11 protein-coding genes are annotated in these 13,693 nt (G+C 64.8%); all 11 read right to left on the reverse strand.

Annotated features, from left to right (window positions below; translation table 11 throughout):
* Positions 1 to 19: 19 nt before the first annotated feature.
* The 11 genes from VFA60_06450 to VFA60_06500 all read right to left on the reverse strand — a co-directional run bounded on the left by VFA60_06450 (position 20) and on the right by VFA60_06500 (position 13,607).
* On the reverse strand, positions 20 to 1,522 hold the full coding sequence (locus VFA60_06450) for an aldehyde dehydrogenase family protein (protein ID HZQ91414.1): 1,503 nt from the start codon (positions 1,520 to 1,522) through the stop codon (positions 20 to 22).
* A gap of 456 nt (positions 1,523 to 1,978) precedes the next feature.
* A complete protein-coding gene (locus tag VFA60_06455; protein HZQ91415.1) occupies positions 1,979 to 3,292 on the reverse strand; it encodes an aspartate aminotransferase family protein in 1,314 nt (437 codons plus the stop codon).
* Between the two features lie 171 nt (positions 3,293 to 3,463).
* On the reverse strand, positions 3,464 to 4,360 hold the full coding sequence (locus tag VFA60_06460) for a nitrilase-related carbon-nitrogen hydrolase (protein ID HZQ91416.1): 897 nt from the start codon (positions 4,358 to 4,360) through the stop codon (positions 3,464 to 3,466).
* A 91-nt stretch (positions 4,361 to 4,451) separates the two neighbouring features.
* Positions 4,452 to 5,900, reverse strand: coding sequence for an adenosine deaminase (locus VFA60_06465; protein HZQ91417.1), 1,449 nt, complete (start codon positions 5,898 to 5,900; stop codon positions 4,452 to 4,454).
* A gap of 179 nt (positions 5,901 to 6,079) precedes the next feature.
* On the reverse strand, positions 6,080 to 6,718 hold the full coding sequence (locus VFA60_06470; protein HZQ91418.1) for a hypothetical protein: 639 nt from the start codon (positions 6,716 to 6,718) through the stop codon (positions 6,080 to 6,082).
* 135 nt (positions 6,719 to 6,853) lie between these two features.
* Complete coding sequence (locus VFA60_06475) at positions 6,854 to 7,513, reverse strand: DUF1326 domain-containing protein (GenBank protein ID HZQ91419.1); 660 nt, start codon at positions 7,511 to 7,513, stop codon at positions 6,854 to 6,856.
* Positions 7,514 to 7,648: 135 nt separating this feature from the next.
* On the reverse strand, positions 7,649 to 7,906 hold the full coding sequence (locus tag VFA60_06480; protein HZQ91420.1) for a hypothetical protein: 258 nt from the start codon (positions 7,904 to 7,906) through the stop codon (positions 7,649 to 7,651).
* A complete protein-coding gene (locus VFA60_06485; protein ID HZQ91421.1) occupies positions 7,903 to 8,892 on the reverse strand; it encodes a xanthine dehydrogenase family protein subunit M in 990 nt (329 codons plus the stop codon). Before VFA60_06485 ends, VFA60_06480 begins: the two co-directional genes overlap by 4 nt.
* The gene (locus tag VFA60_06490; protein HZQ91422.1) at positions 8,889 to 11,264 is read right to left on the reverse strand and encodes a xanthine dehydrogenase family protein molybdopterin-binding subunit; all 2,376 of its coding nucleotides are present in this window, start codon (positions 11,262 to 11,264) and stop codon (positions 8,889 to 8,891) included. The genes VFA60_06485 and VFA60_06490 overlap by 4 nt, the downstream gene beginning before the upstream one ends.
* Before the next feature lie 126 nt (positions 11,265 to 11,390).
* The gene (locus VFA60_06495) at positions 11,391 to 12,014 is read right to left on the reverse strand and encodes a (2Fe-2S)-binding protein (protein ID HZQ91423.1); all 624 of its coding nucleotides are present in this window, start codon (positions 12,012 to 12,014) and stop codon (positions 11,391 to 11,393) included.
* A gap of 228 nt (positions 12,015 to 12,242) precedes the next feature.
* Positions 12,243 to 13,607, reverse strand: coding sequence for a CUAEP/CCAEP-tail radical SAM protein (locus VFA60_06500; GenBank protein ID HZQ91424.1), 1,365 nt, complete (start codon positions 13,605 to 13,607; stop codon positions 12,243 to 12,245).
* Positions 13,608 to 13,693 lie beyond the last annotated feature (86 nt).

Consider the following 13,693-nt stretch of genomic DNA (forward strand, 5'->3'; position numbering starts at 1 on the left):
ACAAGCCAAAAGCGCCTTTCTAGTAAATGTTCGATTCGCGCTTCTTGCCCGTGTAGTCCACGTACACCGACTTCAGCTCGGTGAAGAAGTCGATGGCCACCGTGCCCTGCTCGCGCAGTCCGACGCCGGTGCCCTTCATGCCGCCGAAGGGCACGTGCGCTTCTCCGCCGGTTGTAGGTGAATTCACGTGCGTAATGCCGGTTTCGATGCGATCAATGAACTCGAAGATTCGGGAAACATCCTGCGTGTAGATGGACGAGCTGAGCCCGAAGATGACGCCGTTGGCCACTTCGAGCGCTTCTTCGAAATTCTTTACCCGGATGATGGAAAGCACTGGCCCGAAAATCTCTTCCTGGGCGATGCGCATGTTGGGACGGACGTGGTCAAAGATGGTGGGCGCGACGAAGAAGCCCTTGTCGTACGCGCCGCCGGTCAGGCGCGAGCCGCCGCACACCAGCCTGGCGCCTTCCTTCTTGCCGATCTCCAGGTATTCGAGCACGGTCCTGAACTGGCCGTCGTCCACCGATGGGCCCATGTTGACGACGGGCTTGGAGCCGTCGCCGACCACCAGCTTTTCGGTTTGCGCTTTGAGGCGCGCGACAAACTCGTCGGCGATGGATTCTTCAACCACCACGCGGCTGGTCGCCGTGCAGCGCTGGCCGGTGGAGCCGAACGCGCCCTGGAGCGCGCTGGCCACGGCCAGGTCCATGTCGGCGTCGGCCAGCACGACGAGCGGGTTTTTGCCGCCCATCTCGCATTGGACCTTCATCATGCGCCTGGCGCCCTGCGCGTAAAGCGCGCTGCCCACTTCGTTGGAGCCGGTGAAGCTGACCGCCTTGACGGCAGCGTTTGACATCAATTCGTCGCCCACTTCCGAGCCGCTGCCGATCACCAGGTTCAGCACGCCGGCAGGCACGCCCGCGGCGGCGAAGATTTCGACGACCTTCATCGCGGTGAACGCCGTGATGGTCGCCGGCTTGAAGACGACGGTGTTGCCGGCCACGAGCGCGGGCGCAATCTTCCACACCGGAATGGCGACGGGGAAGTTCCACGGCGTGATGATCGCGACCACGCCCAGGGGCTGTTTGATGGTGTAAGCAAAGTTTTTGGGCAGCTCGGAGGGGAGCGTCTCTCCGCCCAGCAGGCGCGCCTGTCCGGCCATGAACTCGAGCACGTTGATGGAGCGCAGGATTTCGCCTTTCGATTCGTTGATCGTCTTGCCTTCCTCGCGCGTGAGGATGCGGGCCAGGTCGTCGATCTGCTCGCTCATGATCTGCGCGGCGCGGGCGATGATCTTGCCGCGCACCGGGGCTGGCGTGTTGCGCCAACCGGGGAAAGCGGCGAGGGCGACGCCAACCGCCGCGCGCGCCTCTTCGCGCGATGAAAACGGCACGACGCCAACCACATCGTCGAAGTTGGCGGGATTGCGCCGCTCGGGGGCCTTCTTGCCGGCCGGATCGGTCCATTGGCCGTTTACGTAGTTCTTCGCACGCGCAATGGCGGCTTCTGTAACGGTAGCCATGGAAACCTCACAAATGCAAAATTCAAAATTAAAAATGCAAAATTAGAAACGATGGATTCAAGCTTTTTTCGCTGACACGACAATGGCAGCAAGGATGCCAGATATCTCTTGCGCCTCTTTGTGCCAATCGGACACACCGTCTGACACTGAGATTTCGGCGGCACGAATCAAGCGCAGTCAAGAGCAAGCCTCGCCGGCTTCCTTGAGGGCGATGGCGGCCTTGCAGACAAAGTCGGCCCGGCTTTGTCCCGCTTGCGCTTCTTCGAGGTCCGCGCCAATCGAAGTCGCAGACCGAAGCAATTGGCCAGCGAGCACTCGGGGCGTCCCAGGCGAGGCATCGAGACGCTGACAAACGCGCGCCATGCGAACAGCAAACTTGAATGTTCGCTCACGTATTGCCGCGCCTCCGGCCGTCATCATGGCTTCACTCGGGTTTCATTTTGCATTTTTCATTTTTCATTTTGCATTCAATGCCATCGCCGGCTGGCTCACCTTCGCAAACGCCGCATCCAGCTTTTTGATCGCTTCGTCCACGTCGCTCTTGGCAATGTTCAGCGGCGGCGACATGCGGACCACGTTGCCATAGAGGCCGCCTTTGCCGATCAGCAGGCCGGCGCGGCGCGCTTCTTCGAGCACCTGCGACGTCTCCTGCGGCGCGGGTTCTTTCGTGGTGCGGTCTTTCACCAGCTCCATCGCCTGCATCAGGCCCATGCCGCGCACGTCGCCGATGAGCGGGTACTTGCGCTGCAAGTCTTCCAGGCCGGCGCGGAAGTAGCGGCCCACGGTATCGGCATTGTCCATGAGGCGGTCCTGCTCGATGAGCTCGATGGTGGCGCGGGCCGCAATGGAAGTGACCGGATTGCCGCCGAAGGTGGAAATCTGCAGTCCACGAAAGCTCTCGGCGATTTCCGGACGCGTGAACGTGCCGCCGATGGGCGCGCCGTTGGCCATGCCCTTGGCGGCGGTGATGATGTCGGGCGTGACCTCCCACTGCTCGATGCCGAACCACTTCTTGCCGGTGCGCCCCCAGCCGGTCTGCACTTCGTCGGCGATGAACAGGCCGCCATAGTCCTTCACGATCTTGAAGACGAGCTTGAAGTACTCCTTGGGCGGCGTGATGAAGCCGCCCAGGCCCTGAATGGGCTCGGCGATGAACGCCGCGATCTGGCCGCTGGTCGTTGTCTGAATGACGGCTTCGACGTCCTGCGCGCAGGCCACGCCGCAATCGGGATACGTCTTGCCGAGCGGGCAGCGATAGCAATACGGATTGATGGCGTGCGTCACGCCCCATCCGCCGGGCAGCGACTTGCGCCAGGTGTTCTGGCCGGTGAGCGCCTGCGCCAGCTGCGAGCGCCCGCTGTAGGCGTGCCGCAGCGCCACGATCTCGAAATTCCCGGTGTGGATGCGCGCCAGCTGGATGGCGGTTTCGTTCGCCTCGGTGCCGCTGTTGGAGAAAAAGCTCTTGGTGATCTCGCCGGGCGTGATCTGCGCGATCTTTTCCGCCAGCGCCACGATCTGCTCGTTGGGAAAGAGCGTGGAGGCGTGCTGGAGCTTGTCCACCTGCGCCTTCACTTTTTCGGTGACGCGCGGGTTGGTGTGGCCGACCGAGATGGTGACGATGCCGCCGAAAAAGTCCAGATACTGCTTGCCGTCGGCGTCCCACAAGTACTGCATGCGCGCGTGGTCGGTCACCAGCGGATCGGCGAAGTAGGTGGTGACGCTGGGGAACAGGTACTGCTTGTACTTGCGAATGATTTCGTCTTTGGTCATGAACTGGACCTCACTCCGCGAATGAACGCGGATTCAAAAACCTAAAGTCGCTCCTGGCTCTTAGCTATCGGCTCTTGGCGCAAAGCCCAAACCTGATGAAGCCAGAATCTTGATCCGCGTCGCGATCCGCGTGAATGAATTGCTGTCCTCTGCGATCTCTGCGATGAAGAGCTAGTCCGCCGCCGCCGCGCCCTTGCCGCTCTGCGCCGTGAGCGGGCCGTAGCTGTCGGGCCGGCGGTCGCGGAAGAACTGCCAGGTGCGCCGCACCTCCTGGATCATGTCCAGATCGAGGTCGGCGACCACCAGCTCGTCTTTGTGGCGGCTGGCCTGGGCCACGATCTTGCCGCGCGGATTGCAGAAATAGCTCTTGCCGTAGAACTCGCCGATCGCCCACGGCTTTTCCACGCCCACGCGATTGATGGCGCCGACAAAGTATCCGTTGGCGACGGCGTGCGCCGGCTGCTCCAGTTCCCACAAATACTCCGACAGGCCGGCCACGGTGGCCGACGGATTGAACACGATCTCGGCGCCGTTCAGGCCGAGAATGCGCGCGCCCTCGGGAAAATGGCGGTCGTAGCAGATGTACACGCCCACGCGCGCGTACTTCGTCGCGAAGACCGGATATCCGGTGTCGCCCGGCGTGAAGTAGAACTTTTCCCAGAATCCCGGATGCACGTGCGGGATGTGGTGCTTGCGATACTTGCCCAGGTACGCGCCGTCGGCGTCGATGACGGCGGCGGTGTTGTAGTACAGCCCCGTCATTTCTTCTTCGTAAATCGGCGCGACAATCACCATGCGGTGCTTGGCGGCGATCTTCTGCATGAGCTTGGTCGTAGGGCCGTCGGGGACGCGCTCGGTCAGGTCGTACCAGCGGGCGTTCTGCTCGGCGCAGAAATACGGGCCGTAAAACAGCTCCTGCAGCGAGAGGATTTGCACTTTTTTCTTCGCGGCCTGCTCGATCATCTTCAGGTGCTTGTCGAGCATCGCCTTCTTGATGGCGGCCAGCGGGCGGTCGCCGGTGACGGGCGTGCTGGCCTGGATAAGGCCGCAGCGGACAGTGCGGGCCATAATTCCTCCCGGGAAAAAGGTCAGTTTACATCGAAATTGAGGCGTTTTCATCGCAGAGGCGCGGGGCCCCTGCCTCTATCGTCGCCCTCAATCACTTTCCGCAGCAATCCTTTTCAAAATCAATCCATGCTTTCGCTAACCTCGCGCGTAACTGCTGCTTCGTGGTGTCGTCGGCAAAGCTGTACTCGATGGCGTTGCCGGCGATCTGCTTGAGCTGCGGATACGTCAGCCCGTGCTCCTCGACGGCTCTCTGATACTCGTTGGTGATGGTGGAGCGCGCCACGCCTTCGTCGTCGGTGGCAATCGTCACGGGCACGCCGTGCGACAGGTAGATGTTCAGCGGGTGGCGCGGGCCGCGCACGCCGAGGATCATGTCGTTCGACGTCAGACAGATCTCGACGGCGATCTTTTTGTCGCGCAGCTCGCGCAACAGCGATGCCGGATCGTCTTCCCACATCACGTCCACGCCGTGGCCGATGCGCTGCGCGCCCGCTTTTTGCGCGGTGTCGCGAATGTGGTTGCGCAGCCCGTCGGGCGGCACGAGCCCGAACGAGAGTTCGCCGGCGTGCATGGTCAGCTTTACCTGCGGATAACGTTGGTGAAAATACTGAAACATGCGCATGTGCAGGTCGAAGTCGTGCATCTCGGTATAGCCGTCTTCGGGCATGACGGGATTCACCGACACGATGCGCGGATCGGCCGCCGCCATGGCGAAGCCAATCTGGGTTTGCGCGAAGACCATCGCCTTGGGCAGGCCGCGATAGACCTCGAAGATGTAACGGACGGTCACGTCACACCCCGGGTCGCGCTGCGGGCCGCTCGCGTCGCAGCGCAGCGTCTTGCGCATGCCGGCCTCGAGCTGGTCGAGATACTTGCGGCCGCTGGCGACGATCTCCGCCGCGCCGTTCTGGTCAATGCGCTGGCGGAAGCTTTCGAAGCTCTCACTGCGGTCGTCCCAGCCGAGGTTTGCGCCGAGCGCGAGGCCCTTGCCCTGGTCGAGGTCGTCCACCATCAACTCCATGTACTGCACGTTGTTCTGCCCGGCGCGCGAAACGGTCTCGGCGATCATGTCGGCGACGTGCGTGGAATGGCTCACGGCACTGACTTTGCCGAACATGTCGAAGAAGTGGTCGTGGCCGGACGGAAGCGCGCCGGAAAAATGTCGCATGGAGTAGGCGTCCACCATCTCGCGGTAGAGCACCGGATCGGCGAGCGCCCGGGCGGCGGGCGGGCGCCCGGCGGCCTCGTCGCACGGAGGCTTCTCCAGCACCAGCGTCGTGCGCCGGACGCACAGGCCGTCGCCGGCGGCCCACTGAATGTAAGTCTCCGCGTACACCGCGCCGGTCACGTGGTTATGCAGGTCGCCGCCCTTGGGCATGCGATGCAGGAAGTCATAGAGCAGCAGCGGCTGCTTGCGGATGGATTCAAGGTAGCGCGCGGCGCCCCGTTCGTTGGCGTTCGTCGTGGGCTCTGCTTTCTGAGACGTCTGCGCGTGCGCCAATGCCGCGAGCAGAAGAAGGCTGAGGACTATTCGCTTCATGCGCCGAGGATTGTAGCGGAAGCGTCCTTCGCGTTTGTCATCCTGAGCCAAGCCTGAGTCCGCCAAGCGGACGAAGGCGAGTCGAAGGGTCCCTGCTCGATTTCGGGCGTGTGGCAGCGGTAGCGGTGGCTCGACTCGGCCCCTCGCGTTGCTCGGGACCTCGCCCAGGATGACAAGAACTACTGCGGCGCCGAGCCCTGCACCACCAGCGCGAACGTCACCTCGCCCGAGCTGGTCTTCATCCTGGCAACCAACGCGGTGCGGCCTTCCTCGTCGTCGAAGACAGAAGGCGCGGTTTTTCCGGTTGCGGCGGGCATATTGAGCGGCGCCGGGTGGCGTCCGCCGGGAATCCGCCGGCTCAAAGCAACGAGTTCCTCGAACTTGTAGGCCTTCTCCGGATCGGTGTCGCTGGCCGGCGGGACCAGCAGCAGGAAGTCGCGCGTGGGCGAGGTCCCGAGGTGGTCGCCGTCGGAAGGCTGAAGCTCGTAGCGCAGGTTGTAGTAGCCCGCGGGGAGCGCCTGGCCACGGTAGTCCTGCGCGGCCTTGCTGAAGTGGATCACGCCAACCAGCGCGCTTTCGGCGAGATTGTAGATGCCGTCGCCCTTCGCGCTGGGCGCCTGCTTGCGCAGCCACAGCTCCACGGTGCTGCCGTCGGCGAGGGTCACGCGGTATCCGGCAGGCTCGAGCGCGCCGCGGATTGTCTCCGGGACCGAGGCTTCGGTGAGCGCGCCGATGCTTTCAACTTTGCCGGCTGCGAAGGCAAGCGGGCTGAACGCGAGCGTAGCGGCGAGCAGAACAATGCGGCGGAATTTTGTCATCGAGGTCCGGTCGCGAAAACCAAACTCAAGAGCTTAAACACAAAGGACACGAAGCAACACAAAGGGCACGAAGCAAAGCAAAGGCACGAAGCACGCGATCAATTCTTCGTGACTTCGTGCCGTCGTGCTGAAGCCTTACTGACCGAAGCTGCCCACGAAGGCGCTGCGCTTGTCGTGCAGCGTCCAGCTCACGCCCAGCCCCGGGCCCGCGTACTTGTCGGTGACCGCGACCGCGGGCATGGCATGGCTGGTCGGCGTCAGCGGCTGATAGTAGGTCTCCTCGTTGCCGCAGACGTGGTCCTTGTCGCTCATGCCGCGCGTCTCCACATTCACGAAGGCGCCGGCGCGGAGCACGGCGCGAGCGCTGTGCCCGGCAACGACCTGCATGTCAATGGGCGCGGCCTCGACCTTCACCACGTCGGCCAGCAGCTTGCCGCCCTGGTTCCTGGCGAAGCTCACCAGCGCGGCCCGCTCGGCGGGCGAGGCCTGATCATCAACCACGATCACCGCCTTGGCGGGATAGGGATTGCCGTAGGGATCGCCCAGCGTGGCGCTCGCCTTCACGGCGGCGACCACGTTGAGGCCGTCGAGCTTCACGCCGTTCCACGTGCCCTGACGGACGTGCCAGGCCAGGATGGCCTGGTCGCCCACCAGGCCGGACTCGCCGTTGGCGAAGCACTGCCCGGTGTAAACGTCGGCGCTCCGCGTTTCGATGTAGTCGCCCACAATCTTGGCGCGCGCCGCGGCGCTCAGCAGCGCGGCCGCCAGCATGACGGAAAGAATTCTTGTGCGCATGGTGCTGCTCCAGAGTTCTATTGTAACGCTTATTTTCTTACGTCCCGAGCGAAGCGAGGGAGCCATACTTGGCCCGCGGACATTGGGTAGGTAGAGCTCCCTCGTCACTGCGTTCCTCGGGATGTAAACAAAAACCTAGTGCGATCCGCACTTCCCGCTGCCATGGCACTGGCGCAGCTTCGACGAGCAATTGCCCGGCTCGGCCAGGCGATTGTCGGGCCCGATGCAGTTCTGGGTGTACACGCACCAGAACAGGCCTTCGCCCGATGCGGGCGTTTCCGGGTCCTCTTCCACACCGATGAATTGGCGCTTCCAGCGCAGACCGTGGCACAGGTCCGGGTGATTGACGTTGAAGCGCACAGCCGGGTCGTTGAGCAGGTTGAGGAGGCTCATGCCGGCGCTTCTCCCTTCGCTGCGGCCAGCAGCGCGCGCTTCACCGCCACCCGCGCCAGCTTCACCTTGTACGCGTTGTGGCTCAGGGGACGCGCGCCGGCAACAGCGGCTGCGCCGGCCGCGTCGGCCGTCTGCTCATTGATCTCTTTGCCGACAATCGCGTCGGCGGCTTCCTGCGAGAGCCACGGCACCGGCGCCACCTGGCTGAGGACGATGCGTGCCGCTTGCACTTTTCCGCCCTGCATCTGCACCACGGCGGCGGCGGTGGCGTAGGGCCAGTCAAACGCCGCTTTCTGGCGGACCTCGTAGTGGGCGGCCCTGGTTCCGGGCGGGGGCGGCGGCACGATGATCTCGGTGACGATCTCGTCGGGCTTCAGGTCGTGCTCGCGGTCGCCCATCATGGGCGGCACGCGGAAGAATTTCTCCAGCGGCAGTTCGCGCGCTCCGGCGCCGCCGAACAGGCGGATTTGCGCGCCGTAGCCGATCAGCACCGGCGCGATCGTGGAGGGCGAGACGAACTGCGCCTGCTCGTTGCCCAGGATGGCGTGATAGCGGTTGTCGCCCTCGATCGCGGCCGCCTTGCCGTCCGCCGTCTTCATGGCGATGTTGTTGCGGAAGTACCAGCAGCGCGGGCGCTGGCACATGTTTCCGCCGATGGTCGCCAGGTTGCGGATCTGCGGGCTGGCGGCCTCGTAGGCGGCGTCGGCCAGCACGGGATAGCGCGCGCGCACGGTGGCGTTGTCGGCGATTTCGGCGAGCGTGGTCAGCGCGCCCAGCCGCAGCCCGCGCGCGGCCACGTAGCTGACGCCGCGCAGCTCGGCCACGTCCTTGATGTTCACCAGGCGCTTGGGCGTGACCACGTCATCTTTCATCAGCGCCAGCAGGTCGGTGCCGCCCGCCAGTACCTCGGCGTCGCCCCACTGCTTGCCGAGCAATCCCACAACCTGCTGCTTGCCTTTCGGACTGGCGTATTCGAAGGCCCTCATGCCGAGGCTCCTTTCTGGCCCTGCTCCAGCGCGGCGAGCACGCGGTCGGGCGTGAGCGGGATGACCGGCACGCGCACGCCGATGGCGTTCGCGACCGCGTTGCTGATGGCTGCGCCCGGCGAAACCACCGGCGGCTCGCCCAGGCCGATGACGCCGCGCTCGTCGTAGATGCCGCCCGTCATCATGTGCACTTCCAGCGGCGGAATGTCGCCGATGCCCGCCAGCCGGTAGAACTCCATGTTGGGATTCAGCATGCGCCCGCTCAGCGGGTCCATGATCTTCTCCTCGTAGAGCGCGTAGCTGATGCCCATGATGAGCGCCCCGTACACCTGGCTCTCGGCCAGCTTCAGGTCAACCACCAGCCCGCAATCCTGCACCGCCACCATCTTGTTCACCTTGACGATGCCGGTTTCCACGTCGACGGAAACGTCGGCCATCTGCACGCCGCCCACGTTGGAGTTGGTCAGGTCGGGCGTCAGGCCGGCCTTGTTCACGCCGCGCGCCGTGATCGGCATGGCGCCGATCTTCGAGCACGCCTCCTTCCACGTGAGCGAACGCTTGGGATCGGCAGCGACGCGGACCATGCCATCCACCGCTTCCAGTTCTTCCGGCTTGGCGTTGAGCGCGGGCGCCACCTTGGCGAAGAGCGCGTCGCGCGCGTCCACCGTGCCGCGCCGCGTGGAGGAGGTGACGCCGCCAATCGTGCTCGAGCCGCCCGACCCGCCCGACTGCGGATACTGGTTGTCGCCGATGTCGAGCTTGATCTGGCTGAACGGGATGCCGAGCGTGTCGGCCGCGACCGCCAGGATGCAGGTGCGCGTGCCCGTGCCCAGGTCCTGCGTGGCCATCTTGATGTTGACCGTGCCGTCGGGATGGATGGCCACGTCGCAGTAGCTCTCGTGTCCGCGCCCGCCCCAGGTGTGGAGCGAGACGCCCAGGCCCTGCTTGATCGGACCGGCGGTCTTGTCGCCGCGCGGGTGCCAGCGCTTGGACCAGTTCATCATCCGGTCGGCGATGGGGAACTCGTCGCGGTAGTAGCGCGAACGCGGCCCGGTGAGCTCGATGTTCTTCAGCCAGAACTGCACCGGGTCCATGTTGAGCCTGGCGGCCAGATCGTCGAAGGCGCAGATCGTGATGACCGCCGCCTGCGGATGCGCCGGCGCGCGCCACGCGCGTGCCGGGCCAATGTTGTTCACCACGCCCGTCCACTGCTTGCGCTGGTTGGGGACCGAGTCCGCCATCAGGTAGGGCAGCGGCGGAGAGCCGCCTCCGCCCGGTCCGCCCGAGCCCCAGCCGAACGAATCCCACGCGGTAATTCTGCCGTCTTTGTCGGCCGCAACTTTCACCTTGGCGTAGGCCGACGGGCGGCAGCCGGCGAACTCCAGCTCCTGGGCGCGGGTGAGCATGATCTTGACCGGCGCGCCGCCCGCTTTCTTGGAGAGCTGCGCCGCGGCCACGTCCCAGCGGTCGGCGCTGAACTTGCTGCCGAATCCGCCGCCCACGTGGTCCTGGTGCACGTGGATCTTGGAAGCTTCCATGTTGAGCGGCGCCGACATCTGCCCGGCGATGCCGTACACGCTCTGGGTGGAAATGTGAACGAACAGGTCCTTATCGTCGGTCCACTCCGCGGCCGAGCCGTGCGACTCCAGGCAGCAGTGCGCGATCACCGAGCTGCCGTAGAAACCTTCGCTCACCGCTGCGGCCTCGGCGAAGGCCTTCTCGACGTCGCCCTTGGTCGATGCCGCTGCCGGCTTGTACCACGAGGGCGCTTTTTTCTCCGCCGGCTTCTGCGGCGCGGCCTTCAGCGCGTCGATCACGCGCGCGTTCACGCCCGCCTTCTGCAACGTGGAGAGGAAAGCTTCGGCCGGCTGGAAGCTGATGCCGCGCTGCGTTACCTGGGCAACGATCTGCCCGTCGGGCACCTGGTTCTGCAGCATGTCAATCACTTCACTCTGCGCGAAGGGGCTGGTGTCGGGCGCGATCTCGTGCGGCGGCTCCTGCGTGTCGATGACCAGCGCCGGCAGGACCTCGTATTCCACCTTGATCAGCGGGAGCGCGTCGTGCGCCGCGCCTTCGCTGGTGGCGGCGACGGCCACCACCGGATCGCCGGCCCAGTTGATTTCGCGGCCCACCGGCGAGAGCACCTGCACTGCCTTCACCCCCGGCGCTTTCTCGGCCGCCGACGTATCGATCGCGGTCACCTTTGCGTGCGCATGCGGACATCCCAGCATCGCCCCGTAGAGCAGGCCCTTGGGGTTGTAGTCGTAGGTGTACTTCGCCCGCCCGGTGGACTTCACCGGCCCATCCACGCGCGAAATCCGCGTCCCGATGTACTTCCGCTTACTTGCAGGAGGCCATTGATAGTCGGGCATGAATTGCTCCTTAAGAACTTGAGGCCGTTTGTGATCGGCTATTTGTTATCGGCCATTTGTGATTTGCTATGGAGGACCGCAGTTTTGACTTCGAAGAACAAATAACAAATCACAAACAGCAAATCCCTAGTCTGCCGCGCTCGCCCTTCGCGTTGCGCCGGCCGTCACTACTTCCTGAATGCCGTGATAGGTGCCGCAGCGGCAGAAATTGCCGCCCAGCCCGCGCGCCACCTGGTCGGGCGTGGCGCTGGGATGCGTGTCCAGGAACGCCTTGGTCGCCACCACGAATCCGGGCGTGCAGAAGCCGCACTGCTGCGCGTCGTGGTCAACGAATGCGGCCTGCACGGCGTGCAGCTGGCCGCCCACCATGAGGCCCTCGGCGGTCACGATGTTCTTCCCTTGCGCCTCGATGGCGAGCACGCTGCACGAGTACACCGGCTTGCCGTCCATCAACACGGTGCACGCCCCGCAGGCGCCGCGGTCGCACACGCGCTTGGGCCCGGTCACGTCAAACTGCTGGCGCATGGCGTCGAGCAGCGTGGTGCGCGTCTCCACCTGGCCGGTGAGCTTCTTGCCGTTCACGGTGAGCGCGATGGGAACGGCGCCCGGGCCGTGCAGCTCCACTTCCTGGCCGGCAACTTCCACCACCGTGGGCCCAACCACCATGGGCACCGAGACGGTGATGCCGGAAATTTTCAGGAATTCGCGGCGCGATACGCCGGCGGGTTCGTCGACAGGCTTGCGGGGCATGAGATCGCCTCCCAGGAAAGCCCGCCAGTATAACTCTCGCCCGCGAGTGGCATGCAACGCGGTTCCGCAGGATGAAACTGCGACGTTCAGCGAGCGGCACTCAGCATTCAGCGTGCAGCGCCCGCAAGGCTTCAGCGAAATCGCGCACTTTTAGTCACGGACGTGCGGGGGCTGAATGCTGAGTGCTGCGTGCTAAAACGGGGCCAACTGCCCCGTGGTGGGCTCGGCTCAGCAGTACCAGGGCTCGTTGAGATAAGGAATGGTGGCGCGCGCGGGCAGATGGAACGAGGGAAGTTGCGCCGCGGCGCCGGCCTTCTCCCCCGCGCGCCAGACTCGCTCCCAGACTTTTTCGAAAATGGCGGCGCGCGAGTCGCCCGCCCGCGAGCGCTCTTCCACGAGCCGTTCGATTTGGCGTTGCAGCGCGTCCACGCGCGCGTCGGGATTCGCCCACCGATAACACAGCGCCTGCTGGTCAAATTCGCCGATGATGCTCTGGACCTCCGCCAATTCCAGCAGGCGCGATCCAGCCGGGATCAGCAGGCGAATCGTCCACTGCACCGGCGCGACGCTTTCCACCAGGCCGAGTTCGGCGATGGCGCGCAGCATCTCGCCATAGCTATCCAGCGTGGTCCAGGGCGTGAAGGCGACGACCGTGGGCGCGAGCGGCAGGCCGGCAGATCGCATGGTTTCCACCAGCCGATAGAAGTCGGCCCGCGTGTGCCCCTTGTCGAGCAGCGTGAGCACGCGGTCGTCCACCGACTCGATGGCCGATGTCACGAATGCGCATCCGGTGCGGCGCAGCGTGGCAAGCAGGTCGGCGTGTTTGAGCAGGTGCTCGGCCTTGATCGTCACGTCGTAGCTGAGCGCGGGAAACTCACGGTGCAGCGCCTCGACCAGCTCGATCGAGTGCGTGGGCCCGTTGAAGAAGTCGGGGTCTCCGAAGGTGATGTGCTCGGCGCCGGCGGCCACCTGCTGGCGAATGTCGGCCAGCACCACGTCGCGCTGCACCACGCGAAACGCGCCTTCATACACCGGCACGATCGGGCAATGCCGGCACAGGTGCTTGCAGCCGCGCGTGGCCTCGGTGTATCCGGTCACGCGCTCGGCGCCGTCAGGCATGAGCAGGCGCGCGTACTTGCGCAGCGGCGGAAGCCCGGCGCGATCAGGAACAACAAACTGCTGCTTCACGAGCGAGAGCCGCGGGACGCGGGGCTGCGGCGGGATTTGCCCCGCCAGGCGCCGCGCCAGCATCCGCAGGCCCGTCTCGAACTCGCCGCCGATCACGTTCTTCACGCCCAGGCCGCGCAGCAGGTCCCAGTTCAGCGGCGCATAAAGCCCATAGGCGCACAGGTGCGCCGCCGGATTCAGCTCGCGGACCTTCCTGATGGCGCGCACGGCGATGCGCGTGGCCGTGTGCATGGGAAGGTAGAAAGCGATCAGATCGGCGGCGCGGACTGCGTCTTCATCGAGGGGTGACTGCGAGAGGTCAAGGAGCGCAACCTGGAACCCTGCGCCGCGCAGCCATGCCGCCGGCGACGCCAATCCGAACGGCTGGCGGCCCATTTCGTAGGCGGAGATAAGCAGGACGTTCACGATTGCCGAATTGCCGAAGTGCGGAACTGCCGAATTGCAAATCGTGCGGAGGGAGTTGCCAGTTCGGCAGTTCGGCAAGGTCGCAG

This window comes from Terriglobales bacterium (assembly GCA_035651995.1).
Classification (GTDB): domain Bacteria; phylum Acidobacteriota; class Terriglobia; order Terriglobales; family Acidobacteriaceae; genus DASRER01.

Bases quoted from the DNA above. Each gene is read 5' to 3' on its own strand.
- VFA60_06480 (HZQ91420.1), bottom strand. From the start codon at position 7,906: ATGAGCCTCCTCAACCTGCTCAACGACCCGGCTGTGCGCTTCAACGTC.
- VFA60_06465 (HZQ91417.1), bottom strand. From the start codon at position 5,900: ATGAAGCGAATAGTCCTCAGCCTTCTTCTGCTCGCGGCATTGGCGCAC.
- VFA60_06475 (HZQ91419.1), bottom strand. From the start codon at position 7,513: ATGCGCACAAGAATTCTTTCCGTCATGCTGGCGGCCGCGCTGCTGAGC.
- VFA60_06460 (HZQ91416.1), bottom strand. From the start codon at position 4,360: ATGGCCCGCACTGTCCGCTGCGGCCTTATCCAGGCCAGCACGCCCGTC.
- VFA60_06490 (HZQ91422.1), bottom strand. From the start codon at position 11,264: ATGCCCGACTATCAATGGCCTCCTGCAAGTAAGCGGAAGTACATCGGG.
- VFA60_06450 (HZQ91414.1), bottom strand. From the start codon at position 1,522: ATGGCTACCGTTACAGAAGCCGCCATTGCGCGTGCGAAGAACTACGTA.
- VFA60_06455 (HZQ91415.1), bottom strand. From the start codon at position 3,292: ATGACCAAAGACGAAATCATTCGCAAGTACAAGCAGTACCTGTTCCCC.
- VFA60_06470 (HZQ91418.1), bottom strand. From the start codon at position 6,718: ATGACAAAATTCCGCCGCATTGTTCTGCTCGCCGCTACGCTCGCGTTC.
- VFA60_06485 (HZQ91421.1), bottom strand. From the start codon at position 8,892: ATGAGGGCCTTCGAATACGCCAGTCCGAAAGGCAAGCAGCAGGTTGTG.
- VFA60_06495 (HZQ91423.1), bottom strand. From the start codon at position 12,014: ATGCCCCGCAAGCCTGTCGACGAACCCGCCGGCGTATCGCGCCGCGAA.